Source organism: Scytonema sp. PRP1, assembly GCF_036697665.2.
Lineage (GTDB): Bacteria > Cyanobacteriota > Cyanobacteriia > Cyanobacteriales > Nostocaceae > Kalymmatonema > Kalymmatonema gypsitolerans.
In genome coordinates this window covers 1-20,046 of the sequence record NZ_JBAHYJ020000105.1, presented here as the reverse complement: position 1 = coordinate 20,046, position 20,046 = coordinate 1, and the positions used below count along the sequence as shown (strand labels likewise).

25 protein-coding genes are annotated in these 20,046 nt (G+C 46.9%); 16 read left to right on the top strand and 9 right to left on the bottom strand.

Annotation, left to right across the window (positions count from 1 at the left end; all coding sequences use genetic code 11):
- Positions 1 to 798: pentapeptide repeat-containing protein (locus V5G28_RS27830; RefSeq protein WP_332989351.1), on the top strand; the 798-nt coding region annotated here is incomplete at its 5' end.
- 262 nt (positions 799 to 1,060) lie between these two features.
- Here V5G28_RS27830 and psb34 read toward each other — a convergent pair.
- Entirely contained in the window at positions 1,061 to 1,231 is a 171-nt protein-coding gene (gene psb34, locus V5G28_RS27825; RefSeq protein WP_332989349.1) for a photosystem II assembly protein Psb34, read from the bottom strand.
- 313 nt (positions 1,232 to 1,544) lie between these two features.
- Here psb34 and V5G28_RS27820 point away from each other — a divergent pair, with 313 nt between their 5' ends.
- Positions 1,545 to 1,802: a hypothetical protein gene (locus V5G28_RS27820; protein ID WP_336231386.1), complete on the top strand. Its 258-nt coding sequence runs from the start codon at positions 1,545 to 1,547 to the stop codon at positions 1,800 to 1,802.
- Positions 1,803 to 1,843: 41 nt separating this feature from the next.
- Entirely contained in the window at positions 1,844 to 2,065 is a 222-nt protein-coding gene (locus tag V5G28_RS27815; RefSeq protein WP_336231385.1) for a hypothetical protein, read from the top strand.
- 50 nt (positions 2,066 to 2,115) lie between these two features.
- Here the strand turns inward: V5G28_RS27815 and V5G28_RS27810 are convergent, their stop codons facing one another.
- The gene (locus tag V5G28_RS27810; protein ID WP_332989344.1) at positions 2,116 to 2,496 is read right to left on the bottom strand and encodes a hypothetical protein; all 381 of its coding nucleotides are present in this window, start codon (positions 2,494 to 2,496) and stop codon (positions 2,116 to 2,118) included.
- 296 nt (positions 2,497 to 2,792) lie between these two features.
- Here V5G28_RS27810 and V5G28_RS27805 point away from each other — a divergent pair, with 296 nt between their 5' ends.
- The 9 genes from V5G28_RS27805 to V5G28_RS27765 all read left to right on the top strand — a co-directional run bounded on the left by V5G28_RS27805 (position 2,793) and on the right by V5G28_RS27765 (position 9,145).
- Positions 2,793 to 2,990, top strand: coding sequence for a plasmid partition protein ParG (locus tag V5G28_RS27805; protein WP_332989342.1), 198 nt, complete (start codon positions 2,793 to 2,795; stop codon positions 2,988 to 2,990).
- The gene (locus tag V5G28_RS27800) at positions 2,987 to 3,481 is read left to right on the top strand and encodes a GIY-YIG nuclease family protein (protein ID WP_332989340.1); all 495 of its coding nucleotides are present in this window, start codon (positions 2,987 to 2,989) and stop codon (positions 3,479 to 3,481) included. Before V5G28_RS27805 ends, V5G28_RS27800 begins: the two co-directional genes overlap by 4 nt.
- Entirely contained in the window at positions 3,478 to 3,744 is a 267-nt protein-coding gene (locus tag V5G28_RS27795) for a hypothetical protein (RefSeq protein ID WP_332989338.1), read from the top strand. The genes V5G28_RS27800 and V5G28_RS27795 overlap by 4 nt, the downstream gene beginning before the upstream one ends.
- The gene (locus V5G28_RS27790) at positions 3,741 to 4,091 is read left to right on the top strand and encodes a hypothetical protein (RefSeq protein WP_332989336.1); all 351 of its coding nucleotides are present in this window, start codon (positions 3,741 to 3,743) and stop codon (positions 4,089 to 4,091) included. Before V5G28_RS27795 ends, V5G28_RS27790 begins: the two co-directional genes overlap by 4 nt.
- On the top strand, positions 4,088 to 4,285 hold the full coding sequence (locus tag V5G28_RS27785; protein ID WP_332989334.1) for a hypothetical protein: 198 nt from the start codon (positions 4,088 to 4,090) through the stop codon (positions 4,283 to 4,285). Before V5G28_RS27790 ends, V5G28_RS27785 begins: the two co-directional genes overlap by 4 nt.
- Positions 4,282 to 4,521 carry a hypothetical protein gene (locus V5G28_RS27780; RefSeq protein ID WP_332989332.1) on the top strand — a complete coding sequence of 80 codons (240 nt, stop codon included), beginning with the start codon at positions 4,282 to 4,284 and terminating at the stop codon, positions 4,519 to 4,521. Before V5G28_RS27785 ends, V5G28_RS27780 begins: the two co-directional genes overlap by 4 nt.
- Positions 4,522 to 4,779: 258 nt before the next feature.
- Positions 4,780 to 5,061, top strand: a complete 282-nt coding sequence (locus tag V5G28_RS27775; RefSeq protein ID WP_336231384.1) for a hypothetical protein — start codon at positions 4,780 to 4,782, stop codon at positions 5,059 to 5,061.
- A complete protein-coding gene (locus tag V5G28_RS27770; protein ID WP_332989329.1) occupies positions 5,058 to 8,918 on the top strand; it encodes a PriCT-2 domain-containing protein in 3,861 nt (1,286 codons plus the stop codon). The genes V5G28_RS27775 and V5G28_RS27770 overlap by 4 nt, the downstream gene beginning before the upstream one ends.
- A 29-nt stretch (positions 8,919 to 8,947) precedes the next feature.
- The gene (locus tag V5G28_RS27765) at positions 8,948 to 9,145 is read left to right on the top strand and encodes a hypothetical protein (protein ID WP_332989327.1); all 198 of its coding nucleotides are present in this window, start codon (positions 8,948 to 8,950) and stop codon (positions 9,143 to 9,145) included.
- Here the strand turns inward: V5G28_RS27765 and V5G28_RS27760 are convergent, their stop codons facing one another.
- From V5G28_RS27760 to V5G28_RS27745, 4 genes are all read right to left on the bottom strand, one after another.
- The gene (locus V5G28_RS27760) at positions 9,146 to 9,565 is read right to left on the bottom strand and encodes a single-stranded DNA-binding protein (RefSeq protein ID WP_332989325.1); all 420 of its coding nucleotides are present in this window, start codon (positions 9,563 to 9,565) and stop codon (positions 9,146 to 9,148) included.
- A gap of 58 nt (positions 9,566 to 9,623) precedes the next feature.
- The gene (locus tag V5G28_RS27755) at positions 9,624 to 9,836 is read right to left on the bottom strand and encodes a hypothetical protein (RefSeq protein WP_332989323.1); all 213 of its coding nucleotides are present in this window, start codon (positions 9,834 to 9,836) and stop codon (positions 9,624 to 9,626) included.
- A 47-nt stretch (positions 9,837 to 9,883) separates the two neighbouring features.
- Positions 9,884 to 10,261, bottom strand: a complete 378-nt coding sequence (locus V5G28_RS27750; RefSeq protein WP_332989321.1) for a hypothetical protein — start codon at positions 10,259 to 10,261, stop codon at positions 9,884 to 9,886.
- Positions 10,262 to 10,326: 65 nt separating this feature from the next.
- On the bottom strand, positions 10,327 to 10,575 hold the full coding sequence (locus tag V5G28_RS27745) for a hypothetical protein (protein WP_336231383.1): 249 nt from the start codon (positions 10,573 to 10,575) through the stop codon (positions 10,327 to 10,329).
- Between the two features lie 158 nt (positions 10,576 to 10,733).
- Here V5G28_RS27745 and V5G28_RS27740 point away from each other — a divergent pair, with 158 nt between their 5' ends.
- Positions 10,734 to 10,946 carry a hypothetical protein gene (locus tag V5G28_RS27740; RefSeq protein WP_332989317.1) on the top strand — a complete coding sequence of 71 codons (213 nt, stop codon included), beginning with the start codon at positions 10,734 to 10,736 and terminating at the stop codon, positions 10,944 to 10,946.
- Between the two features lie 686 nt (positions 10,947 to 11,632).
- Here the strand turns inward: V5G28_RS27740 and V5G28_RS27735 are convergent.
- The 3 genes from V5G28_RS27735 to V5G28_RS27725 all read right to left on the bottom strand — a co-directional run bounded on the left by V5G28_RS27735 (position 11,633) and on the right by V5G28_RS27725 (position 17,272).
- Positions 11,633 to 12,496 (bottom strand): tyrosine-type recombinase/integrase, encoded by an 864-nt coding sequence (locus V5G28_RS27735; RefSeq protein ID WP_332989315.1) that lies wholly within the window; start codon positions 12,494 to 12,496, stop codon positions 11,633 to 11,635.
- Between the two features lie 111 nt (positions 12,497 to 12,607).
- Positions 12,608 to 14,965: an NACHT domain-containing protein gene (locus tag V5G28_RS27730; protein ID WP_332989313.1), complete on the bottom strand. Its 2,358-nt coding sequence runs from the start codon at positions 14,963 to 14,965 to the stop codon at positions 12,608 to 12,610.
- A 96-nt stretch (positions 14,966 to 15,061) separates the two neighbouring features.
- Complete coding sequence (locus V5G28_RS27725; RefSeq protein ID WP_332989311.1) at positions 15,062 to 17,272, bottom strand: pentapeptide repeat-containing protein; 2,211 nt, start codon at positions 17,270 to 17,272, stop codon at positions 15,062 to 15,064.
- A gap of 25 nt (positions 17,273 to 17,297) precedes the next feature.
- Between V5G28_RS27725 and V5G28_RS27720 the strand changes: the two genes are divergently transcribed.
- From V5G28_RS27720 to V5G28_RS27710, 3 genes are all read left to right on the top strand, one after another.
- The gene (locus tag V5G28_RS27720) at positions 17,298 to 17,591 is read left to right on the top strand and encodes a hypothetical protein (protein WP_332989309.1); all 294 of its coding nucleotides are present in this window, start codon (positions 17,298 to 17,300) and stop codon (positions 17,589 to 17,591) included.
- A 254-nt stretch (positions 17,592 to 17,845) separates the two neighbouring features.
- Positions 17,846 to 17,986: a hypothetical protein gene (locus V5G28_RS27715; protein ID WP_332989307.1), complete on the top strand. Its 141-nt coding sequence runs from the start codon at positions 17,846 to 17,848 to the stop codon at positions 17,984 to 17,986.
- The coding region (locus V5G28_RS27710; RefSeq protein ID WP_332989305.1) for a pentapeptide repeat-containing protein at positions 17,983 to 20,046 on the top strand (2,064 nt) is incomplete at its 3' end. The genes V5G28_RS27715 and V5G28_RS27710, both read left to right, overlap by 4 nt.

Genomic DNA, 20,046 nt, shown 5'->3' with positions numbered 1-20,046 from the left:
GACCTCAGTGGTGCAAATCTTGAGAATGCTCTTTATGACAAGAACACTGTATTTCCTGACAAGTTTAATCTTACTCAGCAAAAGATGTATTTAATTGGTCCTAATGTCAACCTTACAGGTGCCAGGCTTACAACTATTAATCTCAGTGATGTTGACCTCAGAGGTGCCAACTTCAGTCGTGCCGACCTCAGAGGTGCCTACCTCAATAGTACCAACTTCAGTCGTGCCGACCTCAGAGGTGCCAACCTCAATGGTGCCAACCTCAGAAGTGCCGACCTCAGTGGTGCAAATCTTGAGAATGCTCTTTATGACAAGAACACTGTATTTCCTGACAAGTTTAATCTTACTCAGCAAAAGATGTATTTAATTGGTCCTAATGTCAACCTTACAGGTGCCAGGCTTACAAATATTAATCTCATTGGTGCCCACCTCAGTGGTGCCAACCTCAATAGTACCAACCTCAGTTATGCCGACCTCAGTTATGCCGACCTCAGTCGTGCCAACCTCAGTAGTGCCAACCTCAATGGTGCCAACCTCAATGGTGCCAACCTCAGAAGTGCCGACCTCAGTGGTGCCAACCTCAGTGGTGCCGCCCTTGGCTGTTACACATTTTTTACAAAGAATTTTACAGAGAAAACCATCTGCACCAACCTTAAGGGAGTTAAAAACTTGACCTCTCAGCAGATAAAAGCTGCTAAGAATTGGGAACAAGCCTGCTACGACCCGGAATTACGCCAGCAACTAAATTTGCCCCCAAAAAATCCAAAGAATTGTGCAGGCGAAGGCGAGGATAAATAGGATTTTCTCTTATCTACTAATATCTACACATAGTATACAGATGAAGGTCAAGAGGGTACAGTCATTTGTCTACATAATGTCAACAGGAGTATACAAGTGAGTAGCAAGGTGATTTCATTGCCAGAGAAAACTAAGAATAAATACTCATATTTTTGTGTTCACCACTCTCCAACATACAAAAAACCTCGGCACTTTGAACCGAGGCGATTAGATAAGGAGAAGTCCAAATGTCAATGAGTCCCGATACCGAAATCCAAAAATTTTAGCTAACGCCTAAGGCAACCAAGATTACAGTGGCAACAAGTAAAGTAGCGAATGCACCCTGCAATGCATATTGACGTTGCTGCTGTGGTGAGGGGTAGTCAGCATAGTACATCTGGGGTTCTGTTGCGTAGTTATTCAGAATACCTTCTTGATTAACAGTGGTGTACATAGCTCGTTTGTCTTATTTGTTAACTTATGTAAATAAATATAACAATATTGTTAAATTTAGTAAACAAAACTTGACAATAAAAGGTTAATAGCGTTAATAAGAAGCGCTTATCAAGAATGGGGTTGCCTGAGAAGATGTTTCCGCTGTTTGTGAGGTCGGGTGCCTTACGGTGGGGCAATAGTAGTCGGGTAGGGATATACGCGGGACTCACGGACAGATGGCTTTTTTTGTCTACTTTTGTCTACTTTTTGTATACAAAAGAGAGGCAATAGGGTACAGTGCTTGTATACAAATCGTCAACAGGAGTATACAAGTGAGTAGCAAAGTGATTTCATTCCGCTTCAGTGATGCCGAAATCCAAGCACTAGAAGCACTTCAGACTGAAGAAGACTCTGGTTCTCTCAACCAGACAGCAGCACGGTTGCTCAGGGGTATTCTTGGCATATCGAAAGAAGTGTCTACAGGTGTAGACATAAACAAACTGGTTGAGGAGAAGATAGCAGCAGCTGTGGGTAGTTTACAAGCCAAGCTGGAATTGGTGGAAGAACGCTTGGGAAAATTGAGAGCCTGAGAGATAAGGATAAATCTTTCAGGCAAGATGTTAGACAAGATGTGAAAACGCTACATCCAGATTACACGGCAATTCGAGAACAAACTCTCAAAAAACTAAAAGTTGGCAGTCAATCAACCGCTGGTAAGGCTGTAGACGCTTTTATTCGGGAAGTTGAGCGGGTATTTCCACCTCCCACGTCTACGGATGCCCAAAATCCACCTTCTACGGACATTTCAACTGCTACAGCCCCAAAGTCAAGAAGAAGTCGTAAACAAGTGTAGACAAAAGTAGACAAATCAATGAGGAAGATGGCGAAAATATTTTTTTATATTTAACCAAGTAAAAGCTTCCTCACCTCCATTAACAAAAATCGCATACGCCATAGCTCAAATAACTTTTCTTGGTAAAACCTCCAAGTTGGATCTTCCATCCACTCAGCCAGATGAGTCGCGCGGATCAGGGCGGCTTGAGAATCAGTCGGTTCACCAAGCAGGTCTAAGAGCATGGTTAAGTGATGATATGCTTCCACTCCGGGTGAATGTAAACCTACACCATCCCTCATTTGGTCAATCGCTTTGTAAGGAAACCGGGTAATGGTATCTATCCATGCTTCTCGCTCACCATAGCCCCTAATTGGCTGAATACCATACTTTCTGCCTATTACTTGCAATTCTTCTAAGCTTTTCAAATTAAGTTCAAATCGTGACATCATATGGGCGTTTCTTTTTAAAATGCAGCGGTGTTAGGGGTCGAGTGGTGCAAAGCTGTTGGTGCTGTTCTTCTGGGACAGATGCACTCAGTACAGTTATTTTTTATTGCTTCCATAGATTGGGTTTGGGTAAATTTTGGACATGAAAATCTGACACGGGGGCTTGTTGTGAGTCCCGTGGGGTAAGGGTTTGACGATTAACTCAAGCATACTACGTTATACGCGCATACGGGTTAGACGTGGTAGAATCCTCCTAGTACAAAATGCGAGAATACGGGATAACGAGTATGAGAGTAAATATGCCAAAACACATTCCGCCTGGTGCGGCGGAACTCAGCGTTTACATAGATAAGGAATTAAAGATGGAATTTAAGTTGACTTGTGTGGCTCAAAACAAGTCGATGAGTGAGGTTATTGGTGAGTTAGTTAAACAATGGGTTGAGAGTCAACCCCAAAAGCAATCACCAAAAAACCATTCGGACAAGGGGGCGGCATGAACGCAAGCACCATTGACCCGCTTACCCTACCGTCACTGCCACTGGGTGAGCGTAAGCAGCTGCCTAGATGTTCAGCAGTTTACTTTGTGTTGGCAGAAAACCGAATTTTGTATATTGGCAAAACTGTTAATCTCTTACAAAGATGGGCGGCTCATCATAGGTGGAGTGAGTTTGTAAAACTGTTCCCTACTGTAAGGATTGCTTGGCTGGAATGCTCAGACGAAACATTGCTTACGGAGATTGAACCTTTACTAATTAAAGAATTTAGTCCTGAACTTAATGGTAAAAAGTGCAGCGTTGCCTTAGCAGTAGAGGTCAAAGCTTTCGTGACTGAAGAGGTACGAAACTTGTTTAAGGCTGCTTGCGCTAGGAAAGGAAGCACTATGAGCGATACCTTAACAGCGTTTATAGAAGAATTCATCAAAGAAGATGAAGAAGAACGAAATGCCAAAACAACTCCAAGAGCGAAGGAAGACAAGGGGGCGGCGTGACGCAGGACGGGCGGCAGGATAGGTTAGACCGGATTGAAGCGATACTGCTGCAAACTGCCCAACAGCAGCAGGTGAACACTAGCGCTCTAGCACAACTGACAGCCAAAGTTGACGGGCTGACAGAAGAGGTTGATAGCCTGCGGGATATTGTGATGCATTCAATTCAAAATGCTGAGAGCGATCGCACCTTATTCCAAGCAGAAATCCGGCGCATCTGGGAATACTTGCTTGGGCAGTCCGGCAATGGGAGGGGTGAGGGATGACTCAAGACGGGCGTTTTGATAGGTTAGACCGAATTGAAGCGATACTGCTGCAAACTGCCCAACAGCAGCAGGTGAACACTAGCGCTCTAGGACAACTGACAGAGCAACAGCAAACTAATACAAGGGCGATCGCTCAACTGACCCAACAGCAGCATTCCTATACTCAGGCGTTAGCACAACTGACAGCCAAAGTTGACGGGCTGACAGAAGAGGTTGATAGCCTGCGCGATATTGTGATGCACTCAATTCAAAATGCTGAGAGCGATCGCGAAGTGTTCCAAGCAGAAATCCGGCGCATCTGGGAATACTTATTTAGGCAGTCCGGCAATGGGAGAGGGGAGGGGTGAGCGAAGAAAACCAACCAGATGATGTAGAAGAACCGTTTGACCCGGCAACAGACCCAAGAGACTGGTCAGCAGCTGAGACAGAATTAGCTTGTTTCGCGCTTGCCAGAAGCAAAGGTAAGCGCTTGGTTAGAATTATCAACACCAAAAAGCTACCAATGCAATTTATTTGTATTTTTGAGGATTACGCAGAATGACAAATGCTACTCAAATCCCAATCACCGCTATCATCCCCATACTCACCGCTATTGGCTCACGCTCTTGGCAGCAGTTTAAAGACTTAGAAGCGGATTTTTGTACCTTATATGGGGTATCCGTGTGGCAAGAAGTCTTTAACTTCCGTGTTCTGCCAGCGCTGGATAAGGATTCTAATCGTTGGTTGCTAGTTCAGTGGTGTGGGGAGGGAATCAACTGGATTAAAGATGTAGCGTAAGGCAAGGTAGTCATTAGTTGAAGATGACCGAAACATCAACACCTAATGACGCACCAACAAAAATTTTTACAAACCAATATTTCGTGTGTTTATCTAGATATAGTAAAGCCCGGTCAGTTCCTTCACTCCAAAACTGTAGCCCGGTCAGCGCGGTCAGCAATCCGCTGCCTCCAAACGGAACGCAAGTTCCACAAGTTCTGGGAACCAACCAGAACAAACACTTTATAAACAAATGTACTTCTAGCTTAATCCATTGGAGTGAATAAGAGCTGCCGGGGTGAGAAACCACACCTCGATATGCCAAAAGCAAAAGCGCCAAAACTTCCCGGTCAAGGCGCTCCGCAAAATCTAATTAACGCCATTGTACTGCGGAGCGCTACCACCAATCAAGTCTCTACAAGGATTTCACCGTTAACTCACCTTAGAGAGCAACACCGCCTTACTGATTGCTTGGAACTCCTTGAAAACGCAGCCTGGACGGGGGCGACGAGCGCAATTTCTTGGCAAAGCTTGATGCAGCAGTCAGGAGGTGCAGAATGAGTACACCTTTCTTGGCTCGGCGCTTCAGATTCGCCGTTAACACATCGGGCAAAGATAAGGACTGGGATTTCAAAGAGTTAGCGACACGCTACAGGGACATAGAAGGCACAATTTTTGACGTAAAGCGCCATGTTGGGAACGGACACGCTTTGTGTGCTGGGTTGTTGGGCGGTCATCGTCGCTCCAAGGCGAATGTGCTGGGTTCTCACTGGATTCTTTTGGACATTGATAATACTGATGTACTAAAAGATTCGTCGGGACAACCAGTCAAAGACGAAAACGGCAAAGATAAAAAAATTTACAAACCTGAGCTAACACTTGAGGCGGCGCTTGCCAACGAGTTCATTCAAAAGCATTGTGCCTTAATTTACACAACAGCGAGTCATCGCCCCGACTGGCATAAGTTTCGACTGGTGTTTCTGCTGCCAGAATACGTGGAAGGAGCGGACACGGTAGAGGCGTGTACCCGTTTCCTGATGCAACACCTTCCCCACGACCCAGCGTGTAAGGATGCTTCTCGTGTATTCTACGGCAACAGTAAGGCAGAATTCCCGCTGGTGCAGCCTGGTGCGACGTTACCCTTAGATTGGGTAATACAGGCGAGAGAGACGGCACACAGGGAGCGGGTTGAACACACCGAGCAAGTAAAGCGGATTGAGGAACGCAAGAGGGAGATTAGAAAAAGGGCTGACGTTGAGGGCTGGGATACCGACGCACTGATTCAACAAGCATTATCTTGTATTCCATCACGTTCGCCTGGTTCTGGCAATTACCAAGAGTGCTTGCAAGTTCTGATGGCGCTCTATGCACACTATGGCGCAGAAGCAGAGGCTCTAGCTGAATCGTGGTCGCCTTCCATCAAAGGTACAACTTGGAATATCCGGCAGAAAATCCGCAGTTTTAGAGGTGGGCGTACCAACGGCATCAGTATTGGTACATTATTCCACATTGCCAAGTCGCACGGGTTTAAATTTCCTAAGCGAGAGTTTACACCGTATGTGCAACAAGCGGATGCTGAATTCTACGCTGCTCGTGCTTCTCTTATGGAGCAGTGGGAGTCCGACTGCGATTGCCCGGAGGGCAGTGGGCTAAAGCCCAATCGCCACATCGAGCTACAGCAGCAAGAGTCGTTCAAATCCTTCTTCACCAACCGTTTGGAGAAGCTGAAGAAATTTTTAAGCCGTACACGTCCTTTTAAAGGATTTGACGAAGCTCGCGCCGCCGTCGCGCAAAACAAACCTGATTCTGGAATTGTTGAATTCACCGATGGCGAACACCTTGCCACAATCCAAGCACTCGCACAACAAGCCGCATCTGAAAACAAACGACTTTTGATACTTGATAACAGTGAAGGTGGCGTAGGCAAATCTCACCTGGCAGGCGACCTCACTCCGCAAGCGTTGGGAGTAAACACAATATTTTACACCTCACCGACCCACAGAAACCCCTCGGTTGCCTCTATTGAACAAAATTACACCGACTTGCCAGTTCGTAACGATGGGCTGGTCAGCGATGACACCCAACTTACACCTTTGGGCAATCCTTATGTACGTTGGGCGAAACCAGGCGAAGAACCCAACATAGAAGGTAACTGCTCAAAAACTCACCTGTTCCACACCTTTGCAGCCAAGGGGTATCAGGAAGTTTCAACGGAAGCTGCTATTAACCCCATCTGCAACGTGTGCAAGTGGAAATCAAACTGCGCTGGCGTTGAGGGGTTGCCTACAATACCAAGGCATACATTCCGCCAAGAGCGCAAAAATGCTCTTGCAAGTGATAAAATTCGCTGTAGTTTGGATTCGCTGCCGGACATCGGCAAAATGCAAGTTGTACCCGAAGAAGACAACCAGGAACCAAAGCGAATTGCTGTCGTTGTGGACGAGTTTACACAGTTTCGCGGGTACAGCGAAACTCAAGCCAGCTTAAAGGACTTTGATAACACTTGGATGTACCTTAAATCTCAAGTACACAACGCTGAATTTAAGATAAAAGAGTTGAATGCCCAGAGAGATAAAATTCAAGCACAGGTCAGCGCGAAACTGGAAGAAAGTGAGAAACTTGAGGCTCAGCTTGATGCAATGACTGCTCAACAGGAATTGGACTTGGGTCTTTTTGTTAACAACAGCAACACTGAAGCCGTGCAAAAGCTGGAAGCTGAAATTGCGCGTTTAGATGTTGAAACCGGCTACTTGATAGCAGATGTTGTTACCCTTGGCGAAGAAATCAATGCCATCAGGGATAATATTAAGGCACTGCCAGCAGCAATTTTGGCGATAGAACCAATCATCTTTGCTCTACGCTCCATCTTAAACGGAGAACAAGAGGTTACTTCAGAAACGCGGTTCGGGTGGAGTGAAGCTGCTATTCGCGAAATGCTGGGTGATTTAACTGGGTTAGGCGAACATCTTGCTGTCATCCGTTCATTTACTCCCAAGTTGGGGGCATTGCTGAGGGAGGCAGATTCAGTTACTTTAGATGGAATGACTGCCCAGGACCGCTTTGGCAGTGCTGCTGCATTAAAGCTTGCCCGTAAGGCAATGCAGAAGGAAGCAGATGAGGAGAATCGGGAGGCGATCGCCAACTTGCCAAGTAACTGCTTAGTGCCAATACTTGAAATCCTGCTTGGAGAGAAACGCGGTTCCTTCCGGGTCGCATACAAAAATCTGACCATCTACACTCGTGATGACCGTCACCGTGAGCAACTCAAGCAAGCAGATTTTACACTGATTCTTGACGGCACAAAAACTAGAGAGTCCTTAGCACAGGATTTGGACGTTGACCCAAGTGACATTGTGGTCATCCGTCAAAAGCGCAAACGTCACGCGAATCTCAAAATCATCCAAATCACCGGGCTGGGGCTTTTGGGCAAAGAACGCTCTGAAAGTATGAAAGCGCGGGTAAAAGCTATCACAAGTGCCGTTCAAAAGCAACATGGAGTTGAGAACGTAGGAATCATTGACCACCTTGCTGCCCTCGCCGAAAGAAATGAGGAATCGGACAGCGGCTACTGGTTCAAAGATAACCGTGGTTCCAATCGCTTTGAGAATAAAACCGCATTGCTGACGTTTGGCACTCCATTCCCCAACATTGGGCAACTACAGCTGGAGTACACCACCTTAACAGGCGACTGCAATCCCGATAAAGATAATACTCAGTTCGCTGCGTTTGTGCAAGAAAGGGTGCAAAGTGAAAATGCTCAAGTAGGATGGCGCTTACGGAGTGCGAGAAGAGAAGAGGAGCAGCTGTGCTGGTATATTGCTTCTGACCAGGACTTAAGTTACCTACGCGAATATTTTCCAGATGCTGAATTTGAAACCCGAACAGCGTTCCAAATCACCCCAGAGGCGGGTAGCGCTGGCGAACAAACGTACTGGACAATTTTGCAAGCAGCTAAACAACTGGTCGAGACGGGCAAAGAGTTAACCACTGGTGCGCTCGCCAAAATTGTGGGGTGTAACCGCAGCCGCATCTCCCAAATTGCCAAGGACGTGGTAGGAGGTTGGACCGCCTTCCAGAGGGTGTTAATGTTCCTATTAAAGTCACTATATAGGACAACTAACACCCCCCAGAGTGACCCAGATGCGCTGACCGAGGACGAACTTTTTGCAGCCAAGACCTACCTGCCCCTGGTGCTAGAAGAAAACGTCCAAACTCCAGAAGACGGGGTTAGTCAAGTTATGTCTACGGCTCAATCCCTTGGCAAAGAAAGCTTTGAGCGTGTTTTACAAGCATTGACCTTTAAAGACAAGGCACAACTGCTAGCACAGATGCTCACTCTGTTACCCGAGGAGTGGCAACAAGAATTCTTGGAGTTGGGGCGATTGGCAATGCCTGTGTCCCTTGGACAATCGCTCTAGTCCTTCGGACAGACGAAGAGCGTTTGTCAATGCTGTACAACTTGTACACACAAAACTTTACAACATGGGTAATTTTGCACGTACTTCGTCATACCCCCAAAAACTACAAAAGCGCGGCTGGACTAGCTTTCCCTAAGCCAGCCCAAGCAGACCAAACAAGCGAAGAAAAAAACGGCAGGAGTGGTCGCCCACTCCTGCTGCAATCGCTGCTTGGTCTACTTGCCTAGCTAGTCCAGCCGCGCTAAACCCCGAACTTTCTCTGGCACAGGCTCAACTTCCGCCGTCGAAATTGGTTTAAATGTTATCAGCCGTTCATAGGCGTTTGAGCCGTCCTCTGCCTTCCCAGTGCAGCGACTAAACCAGATTGCTGGGTCAAACTTATTGGAGGGAGATCGCCTGATGTACTGCTGCCCGTTCCAAGAAACAATCGCCGCCCCGTGTTGGTCTTTTCGTTCCACCGTTGCCCCAATCGCTGACCAGTCAAAGCTTCTGAACGACTCCAGCGAGTATTGGTAATTAGGCGCTGTCCTGGGGGCTAACCGTTCCAGCGCTGCCGTCATTCTTTCCAACGAAGCAGCCATTTTCTCAAGTGCCAGCGTTTGCCGCTGCTGGATTTGTAGCCAGGTGTGAATTTGTTCTGGTGTCATGTTTGAATAGTCCTTGTGTAGTTCTGGGGAAAGCTTGCAATCGCTCTCCCCCGTCGTCTTAGCTGTACTGCTTCACGCGTGCCTCAAAGTCAGCGACGGCGTTAGAGTACCTAACAAAGTAATGCCCATGTTCGGTTGCCACTTCATCAGGTGAAATCGAGACATAAGTTGCCCATTCTCGGCAGCCCTGCCCTGGCAGCGATTCCTCACACAGCCAGACCCAGCGCTCGCCCACTTGCTGTTTTTTGATAGCTGTCATTCCTAGTTTCATAGTTCCTCCTCTGGTTGCCCCAGCACTCGCCGGGGCGGTTGTCAGGTTTAGCTATTGGCTTGCAGTTCTAATCGGGCGATGCTCTCGCGTTTCTCCAACTTCAAAACCGAAAACTCATTACGCTTCAGGCAAAGCTGGATAAAAGCTTGCTCCCGCTTACTGCGGTACTGGCTCAAAATTTCCTGCTGTTCCCAGTAGTTTGGATGCTCGTCCAAAAGCTGCTGCCGCTTGGCTTTGCGCTGTGCGTCGTTGCGGAGTGCTGCATCAAAGGCGATTGGCTCCGCCACTGCCCCTTGGGCAATCGCACTATCAATCTCCGCTTCAATCTGCTTGGTGGTAGTGCAGGTCTGGTCAATTAACTGGTCAAGGTCAAATACTTCTGCTTGGAGTTTTGCAATTGCGGTTGGATATTCGTTGAGGTTCATGGTTTACAATTTCAATGGTTAAAGTTTTGGCTTGGGCAGTTTACCGACTTACCCAGGTCGCTTTTTTAGAACCAGCTACTGTCGTAGTAGTCGCCCATTAAGTCTTGTCTTTCTTGTGTTAACTCAAGCTCTTGCTCTAACCGTTCGGTGTCGATATCCAACCGCAAGTCTGCAATCGCCTTTAAGATTGTTTGGATGTCTGCGCTGTCGCTGCCTACGACGTAGTGGTTTTGCAAGAATGCTTCAGCTTTACCGATGAACTGCTCAAGAGTTAGTGCTAGCTGATTTGCTGCTGATGGTGCTTGAAGTTTCATAATGGAATTAGTGTTTTAAATGGATGCCCGGTTGGTAGCCGGGTTTTTTGTGGTTTATATTCATTATTATACCAAGTAGACCTGGTATATAGGCTGTTTTTATGTAAAGTTTTTGTGAATCTTGCGTTACAATTTACCAAGTAGACTTGGTAAAAATTATGGGGAACCCAAAGGCTTTTGAGGGCAAGAGAGAAGCGACACAGTTTAAAGCAGCGGGAGAAGAACCGCTAATAGCCAAAATTGACCTGAAGCTCACAGAAACAATGAAGCAAGAGCTAAAGGCTATTCCTGGCTGGCAAGGAAAACTTAGGGAAGCGATCGCACAATTAATTTCGGCTGAAACTCAAGCGAAACAAGATAAAGAAGTGTAAATAAAAATTTTATTATACCAAGTAGACCTGATATAATATAAATGTGGAAAGCGAAACGACGTAGAACCGGAGGCAATGACCTGGTAGCGCGGGACCAGGGAAACGACAGGGGGCGAGTGAAACTAACCACCAGCTGCGGAGGAAACAAGGGCCCGCGACGGCAACAAAACCGCAGCTGCACGCCGCGAGGCAACCCCCCAGCCACCGGAGCGCAGAGAGGGCGCACGACCTGGGAACCACTGCTGCGCGGCGAACGCCACCCACTGCTGACGCCGGACCAATGACTAATGACTAATGACTAATGACTGACGAGTAGCCGCAGGCAGGCGTGGGCGACGGGCAAGCGCCACAGTCCGAACCGCCGCGTTGCCGCAGCAGTTTTTTCTTTTCCCTGTGGCTGTATTGCGCGTCGGGCTTAGGGCTTAGGGCAACGCCTGCCTGCGGCTGCCAGCGTGACTGGATTGCTATGAGTGCGATTGTTATGGGCGGTGTCCCAATGGATAAACCCTTATTGTTCCCCAAGTTGACCCTCAACTAACCTCCTCCAACAATCGGGCGGAACTTCGCTTTTACCAATTTCCCGTGCATTCGGCTGCTCAAGATTCGACTCATGAAGCACTCCTACCGCGCCAGGTATAAACCACTACTATCGTTAGGTCTAGCGTGAGCATAGCGGCTGGTTTGTTTCAAGCTACTGTGTCCCAAGGTTGCCTGCAAAAGCTGCACAGGGAACCCCTATCAAGCGAGTGAGAAGCATGAGAATGTCTCAGCCAGTGGGGACTAACTCCTTTAATTCCTGCCCGTTCGCCTGCTTTGGTGACAATCTCCTCTATTTGTCGCGCCTTTAACGGCTTGCCTCCTTTGCGGCTGGCAAACACCGCAGCATCGGGACTTTTGGATACCCGTATGGAAAGCAAGCCCTCGTAGACTTCCTTTGGTATAATGACCGTACGAGTTTTTTGACCCTTGCCATAAAGCGTTATTTGTCCGTGTCCATCGCGGTTGGGCTGAACTCGTTTCCAGGTCAGTCCTGCAAGTTCGCTTACCCTTGCACCGCTGTAGTAGAGCGTTTGTATCAGCAAGCGATCGCGTCCCGGTGGAGTCAGCGCAACTATGGTTATCACCTGCAACTCGCTTAGTATCCGTTCTGCCAGAGTATCTTCCGGTTCCGGCAGAGGGGTGTCAGCGGCGGCGTTAAATTGCAAGTAGCCAATTTTATGCCCAAATCTCAGCAAGCTTCTAAGAGCAGCTAAACGGCGGTGACGAGTCGTCACGGCTAGTTCTTTGACCTCCAAATGGTCAGCAAAAGCTTGCACATCATTAATGGTGACAGTCCGCAGGTCGATATCATTCAGCCTAACTTGGTTTGGCTTATCTCCCAGCAAGAAAGCAATAAAGCAACGGATGTCGTAATCGTAAGAGCGGCGGGTTTGTACCGAGCGTTTGGTATTTTTCCAAAGCTCAACTAATTGGGCAGTGTTGGCGATATCAGCCATTTTGACGGAGGCGATCGCATTATCACCCCATTGAGAAAGTGGTGTTGGTAACATGGTTGTAAGTGAATCAAACATGAAGCCACCCGGACGACCAATCACGGGGTGGCTTCACTTATTGTGACGTATTGCGGATAACAGCCGTTATCCGCGATTCAATCTGAAATACTAGAAGTTGTTTGTGGGACTCGTTGCGTTACGAATTGTTAACATTCTGGACTCAATCGAGTGCCAAGTTTTTGGCGACACCCGCACTGCTGCTTCTTTGCACTGAATTATAAGGTAATTGGCATACAAATAATCATCCATTGCCTTTATTTCTTCTTCGGAGAAATTAACCAGTTCTGGGGTGAGATTGAAGGCTTTAACCCAGGTTTCCTTGAAGCGATTAGCAAATGACTGACGCACCTCCTGTGGCTGTTGAACATCAGAAATCTGAGTTTTGAGTGCTTCCAATTGGGCAATTAACTCAGTAAAGTTGACATTCTTGAATATTTTTAGTTTCTCCAGATCCCCAGTCTTGGTGATGGCGTTGGCGATGGTGTTGGTGATGGTGGCGATGGCAATGGTGTTGGTGTAGGCGATGGCGGCGATGGTGGCGTTGGCGATGAGGATGACGTTGCCAATGGCGTTGGCGTTGACGATGAGGATGGCCTTGGCAATGGCGTTGACCTTGGCGATGGCGTTGGCGTTGGCGTTGGCGTTGGCGTTGGCGTTGACGTTGGCGATGGCGTTGGCGTTGGCGATGGCGTTGGCGATGGCGTTGGCAATGGCGTCGGCGTTGGCGTCGGCGTTGGCGATGACGATGACGATGGCGTTGGCAATAGCAATGGAGAGCGCTACTGCACATTTACCCACAGCTTTTAAGTTTCCTGCCGTTCCATCTGTTTCCCGTTCTGCCCAGCGTAATAAAGCTTGTAACTTAGGGTTAATGAGCTTTGACACTTCCTGTTCCATGAGCAGCAGCAATGAATCTGCCCCACCTCGCATCAATCCTGCTACTAGAACAAACACTTCTTTCCAGCGTCTATCAATAAGGTACTCTGTTACTAACTGCTCAATTAGATTATTGTCTGCGATATGTTGAGCTGTTAAATACTCTTGGATTGTCAGATGGGAAAAGGACAGCACATTTTTGGCACGTTCCACCAAAATTCCTTGCTGAATTTGGATTGCTTCTAAAATCACCTCTCCATCTAAGTGTTGCGGTGCATTTAAATTATCAGCCAGAAATATGCGGATTTGCTCTACCACCTCGCGTTGAGAAAAGAACAGCCTGTCTTCCACAAAATTTCTGTAGGCAATCTCTGCTAACATCATTTCTTCCAGCGCTACACTGAGGTCTTTGTAAATTGGGTCGCGCTGAATCCGTTTTTCCGCCGCCCACTTCTTCAACAACACATCCAGTGCGTCGCCATACAGCACTGCTCGATTTTTGGGAAAGGCTTGGGAATCGTCAAACACTAAACAGAGCAGCGTCAACAACAGTGGCGTTTGCGCTAGTTCCTTTGTTGCTGTATACTCTGATTGCTGCAAGAGTTTCCAGCACTGCTGCGCCATTCCCACCCGTTTGTCTGCCTCTGACTGAAACCAGTTGGTGATGAACTGCTGGATTTGGGTATCATCAAAATCTGCCATCACCACATCCACAAACCGCTGGAAACTACTCCGATAAGCAGCAGTGCGACAGGAAGCAATAAAGCGGTTTTGGTTATGCTTATCGACAAAATCCTGAATCTGCGTAATTGCTGCATCTAGTTGGTTAGTAGGCACTTCATCCAACCCATCCAGCAAAATCAGCAGTTTGCCTTTCTCTAAAAGCTTTTTGGTAGAGTCCTCTGGTTTGGGAAAACCACAGTTTTTCAACTCTTCTGTAATTGCCTTTTCTAAATTGATTTTTCCAGTGTTAAACCGCTTCAGTTCTAAGAAAACTGGGATACATTCATGCTGATATGCTCCTTCCTTACTCTTGAGCGCTTCTAACCCCATGCGCCGCAAAAAGGTGGACTTACCTGCTCCCGGTTGCCCCAACACCATTAAGTATTGTTGCTGATTGGCGACATTTAACCCATCTTTTTTTTCAGATTTCTCCGACTGCAACCTACGCTTTTGTGTTTGACGGAACGCTGCTTCTAGGTTATCAACCGAGGTGAACTGCCAAATTCTTTCTTTCCCTAAAAACTGCACTCCTGTGTACACATCCTCCAGATTTACTGGTTCCCGCATTCCTAACACCTTAAGAATGCCATGTCGCTCGGTGTAGTTTGTAACGTATTTCTTGGTAGCATTTAAGATTGCCTGCTCAATATCCTCAATTGGCTCCTGGCTTGTCAATCCGCCATCACCACTCCAAACAGATTTAGTAATAATCTTTTCAATATTGAGGACGATGCTATCACCTTGAATCAGGATATTATCATCACCGTTGACACCTTGCATTCCACCACCCAAGGTTGAGTCATTAGCCTGCTGGTTAATACCTGGTTTAGGAGATTGATTTGAGTCAGAATTCTGAGGCTGGCTCATTGTAAACTTTTACTACAGTTTAAAAATATTTAGCAACACCAAACCAACTCAGGAGATAGCACCAACAGGTTTGGGATATTTTGTCAAGTTGATAATTTATTGATTGTTTTTGTACCAATCATCTAAAGCAGCGATGACAAAGCTGGCTGCGGGATGACTGAGCAATTGCTCTAAAGCAGCAGTCCCACCAGCTTTTAATGAACTGACGACTTTCTTCATTAAGGTAGGATTATTTTCGATGCGTTGAGTTGCTTCTGCTGCCAATGCCATTTTTCCAGACATTGTATCAGTGGGATAAGATTGATTGAGCTGCTCTAACAGTTGCTGTATTTCTGCTGCTGCTTCTGCAAGAGTTTGTTTTTGCTCCGGTGCAGAAATGTTTTGGTTAAAAGTCTGTTGGCTACCAGATTGAGCCGTATCAACAAAACCACCAATTTGGGCATGGCTTTGGTCATATTTAGTTTTATAATTTTCGTTATTATTCATAGATAGTTGATTTCCACTCCCTTGTACTGCTTGTAGTCCTTGCCCAAGTTGACTGTTACTGACGCTTTGATTAATTCCACCTTGACTTGGATTCATATTATCTACTTTTTCTACTTGAGTGTTTGAATAAAAACTAGGGCTTTGTAGTGCCGTCGTTACCATAGTTTCTAAACTATGAATTCTGCTATCTTTTTCTGCTATCAGTTTTTGTAGTTCTTTCTCTGCTAATGCTTTTAGTTGATTGTAAATTTCAAAATATTCTGCACTCAGTTCTGACTTATCAGCATCTGGTGCAGTTTTAGCACGAAGTAAAAATTTATCTTCTCCTCGCACCTCCATCCCCACAATTCGCAGATCTGCATCTGGGTGATTCTCTGCTAACTGCTTGAAGGAAATTGCGATCGCCCTCGGGTCTACACCTTGGTTGTGATAAAGGTCAAGCGTGTCAACAATCGGTTTGATAAAATCTCCAAACTCCCCATCTGCAAACACCTCTTCTCTGTTATCGGGTTTACGCAGGGGGTCAGGGTTTTCTTTGGTGGGGAGTCGCATATAAACGTACTCGCATCTCACCCCGTTAAATTTTGTGTTGCTGGTAATGCCCCAATCTTCAATATATGCTCCGGTGAGAGTAGCGCTTGTAAAATCAGTTGAGTCTAATTGTGTTTGTACTAGCTTGGCTCTGGATAAATCAGCATCTTGTAAGTTAGCTTCACTTAAGTTTGCACCAATAAAACTAGCATCTACCAAGTTTGCCCCTTTAAAGTTGACCCCTCGTAGGTCTTGGCGGTCAAAAATTTCATCGTGTCCCTGTCTTGTCACCAGCACGTCTCGCACTTGTGCTTTCTGAAGGTATGTTACACCAGGACGAGCAAGGTCAAGTTTTTTGGTTTTGTGGAAACAGGTACGAGTCAGAATAGCTTTTCTAAAATCCGTATTTTTGAGCGTGGCTCGTGTAAAATTAGCATCAGTTAAATTGGCATTGCGGAAACTTGTACCGCCAGTCGCTGCAAAAGCAACAGCGATGTTGCGAATAAGGGCGTGCTTTTCATCTCCTTTGAGCGCTCGCCAACTGATGTAACTACTCAATAACGTTACGGCGACGGCGACGGCTGCGGTGAAGGCGACGGCTCCGGTGAAGGCGACGGCTCCGGTGAAGGCGACGGCTCCGGTGAAGGCGACGGCTTCGGTGAAGGCTCCGGCGAAGGCTAAGTCTAAGGCGAAGGCGAAGCCTAAGGCTCCGTTGAAGGCTCCGTTGAAGGCTAAGGCGAAGGCTCCGGTGAAGGCTTCGGCGAAGACGACGGTGAAGGCGAAGGCGAAGGCGAAGGCGAAGGCGACGGCGACGGCGACGGCGACGGCTCCAGCTCCGGCGAAGACTAAGGCTCCGGCTCCGGCTCCGGCGAAGACTAAGGCTCCGGCTCCGGTAAAGGCGAAGGCGAAGGCGAAGACGACGGCGACGAAACCCGCTTGTATTCCTTTGCGAATTGTGATGAAAAAGAAAATAACCAACACAATTATGGTAGCCAACCCTTCTATTTGATTCTGAAATTTTGAGGTATCAAGTACTAGTGCCGCTGAATAACCAGCAAAAGCGGAGAAGAATCCTGATATTCCCGACAGCACCCATGAAATAAGCACTAAGAAAATACCCCAGCGCTTTTGCAACCCAGCTTTAGCATGGCTGAAGTTTGCACCTATAAGGTTAGCACCAGTAAAATCTGTCCCTTGAATATCTGCATAGCTAAAGTTCGCTCCTGTCAAGTCTTTACGACCTTTAAACGAATGACCTCTGAGATTTCGACCGGAGAAGTCTTGCGGCATAGTTAGATAAGGAGACTGTAACTATTTGCTACAAATTCTTTACCATACTTTCCGGTTTGCGATTGTGATCCGCGCAGTGCCTCGGGCGATGCTCCTTTATGAGCCGCTCCTCGGGCGATGGTGTTCTGGAGCCGCCTCAGTGGCGATCGCCTTCGGTACCATTCGGGAGGGCGATCGCAAAGATGCCAGCAAGGGAGGGCGATTGAAGGTACCATTCGCGAGGGCGATTGAAGGTGCCACAAGGGAGGCGATTGAAGGTGCCATTCGGGAAGCGATTACGCAAAGGTGTCATCCGGGAGGCGATCGCCACTTGCTGTGATACCCTGCTATTCGGCTTCCAGCCATCCTTTTATTGTCTCAACAGGGGAAGCCAAAAGCGCGGGCGTTCTGTGGCAGAGGTTGGCGGATAAAGCGCTCTAACTTGGAAGAAAGAGTATGTGGATAACTTGTTTTGAATTCCGCCAAAAAGCGACAGAAATTAGCGACGAAAGAATAATAATTGCCTTTGAAGCCGGAAAACCGCATACTCAATCTGTATCTGAGGTTAAATGCTAGCATCTTCCCAACCCAGCCATGCCGCAAGACTACTCTGGTCAAAATCTTAGAGGACGCTCGTTTAAAGGTCAAGACTTGACAGGAAACCTGTTTTGGCAAAACTCCCAACCTGGTTTGGTGTTACCAAAAGTTTCTTTGGAATCTAGTAAAACAGGATGAATCAACCACCTGACTTTGATTCAAATCTGTCCCCATCTCCCCAGCAAAACCTTGGGCAAAGTGTCGCAGGCTCAAGGGTGGAAGGAGCGATTCAAGGGATTCAAGGTGATTATAATACGCAAATTCATATCACCAACTATCATTACTACCGTGAGGACATTAGGACAGCACCTGTTGAATCTGCCAAGACTTCTGCTGATGACAACCTACCATGTCCTTATCGCGGTCTATTTCACTTTGGTCCCAACGATACTGAGTTCTTTTTTGGACGCGAAGTCTTTATAGAAGAACTTGTCCAAGCAACTGCAAAGCGGAGCTTTATTCCTGTACTCGGTGCTTCCGGAAGCGGGAAATCTTCCGTGGTGTTGGCAGGGCTAGTGCCAAAATTGCAACAACAGGGTCATTGGTTATTTACTCATTTCCGTCCTGGTTCTGACCCGTTTTACGCTTTGGCGGAAGCGCTGGTTCCTCTTTATACCCCAAACTTAAATGCTACCGAGCGGATGGCGCAAACACCTAAGTTAGCTGACTATCTTGATAAAGGCGAAGTGACCCTGACTAAGGTGATGGCGAATATCCAACGCAGCCATCCCAACCACCGAGTGCTGTTGATTGCTGACCAGTTTGAGGAAATTTATACCTTATGTAACGATGAATCCACCCGTCGGCGTTTTCTAGATTGCTTGCTCAGTCTCATTCAAACGAACACAAACCAATTGCCAACGGTGCTGGTTGCTACTATGCGGGCGGATTTTTTAGGCAGTGCGCTGGAGTACCGCCCATTTGCTGATGTCCTGCAAGATGACATCAAGCTGGGACCAATGAACCGCACGGAACTATTGGAGGTGATTTCTAAACCAGCCCAAAAGCTAGGAGTCACATTGGAAGCAGGACTCGTGAAACGCATTTTAGATGATGTTGAAAATGAACCAGGGAACTTGCCGTTACTGGAATTTGCTTTAACTCTACTGTGGGAACGTCGAAATCATAGACAATTAACTCATGCAGCGTATGAAGCGATTGGTGAAGTCCAAGGTGCTTTAGCAACTCATGCTGATAAGATTTATAACAATTTCGATGCTGCGGATCAACAACAGGTGCAGCGAATTTTCATGCAGTTGGTACGTCCAGGCGAAGGGACAGAAGATACGCGCCGGATAGCCACAAAATCTGAATTGGGTCAAGTAAGCTGGTTAAGAGTGAGTCAACTGGCTGATGCGCGATTGGTCGTCACAAGCCGAAATAGTTCTGGTCAAGAAACGGTGGAAGTTGTGCATGAAGCGTTAATCCGCCACTGGCAGCTATTACAAAGTTGGATTGATGAAAATCGCAGTAAAATTATCCAAAAGAATAGAATTGAACGCTTGGCGACTGAATGGCAACAGAATAAGCAGCTTAATGATTATTTACTTCAAGGAAAACAGTTAAAAGAAGCTCAGGCGTTCCAGAAAAAGGAATTGACAAACTTTGCTTTATCGGATTTGGCTTGTAAGTTTATTCAGAAAAGTATTCAACAGAGGCGAAATAATCAACTTAAAGCAGCTAGCTTTCTGGTAATCCCTATTGGCATTGCCTTACTAATTATTACTCCAAAATTGAGACAGGGAAACGAAGTTAACGCTTGGCAAACCATCAGAGCTCGTAGTTCAGGAACACGCCAAGCACTTGAATTGCTGAATGAGGGATGTAAAGTACCAGAGGCGATGCGTAATTACCTAACAGAGTCTTTTTTTGGTAAATGCATCGTTTTCTTACGTATAAATCTTAGCAATACCAATCTCCTGGGTGCCAAACTTAAAGGTGCTAATTTTGCAGAAGTAGATTTTCGGAATGCCGATCTTTCTGCTACAGACCTTAGAGGTGCTTACATAACCAATTCTGACCTTAGAAAGGTAAAGCTTGATAATTCCCATCTGTATAATGCTGACCTCGGCCAGACAAATTTTAGCGATGCTGACCTAAAGGGTGCTCATTTAAACAACGCTCGCTTCAGTGGTGCCAACCTCAGTCGTGCCAACCTCAGTCGTGCCAACCTCAGTGGTGCCAACCTCAAATTTGCA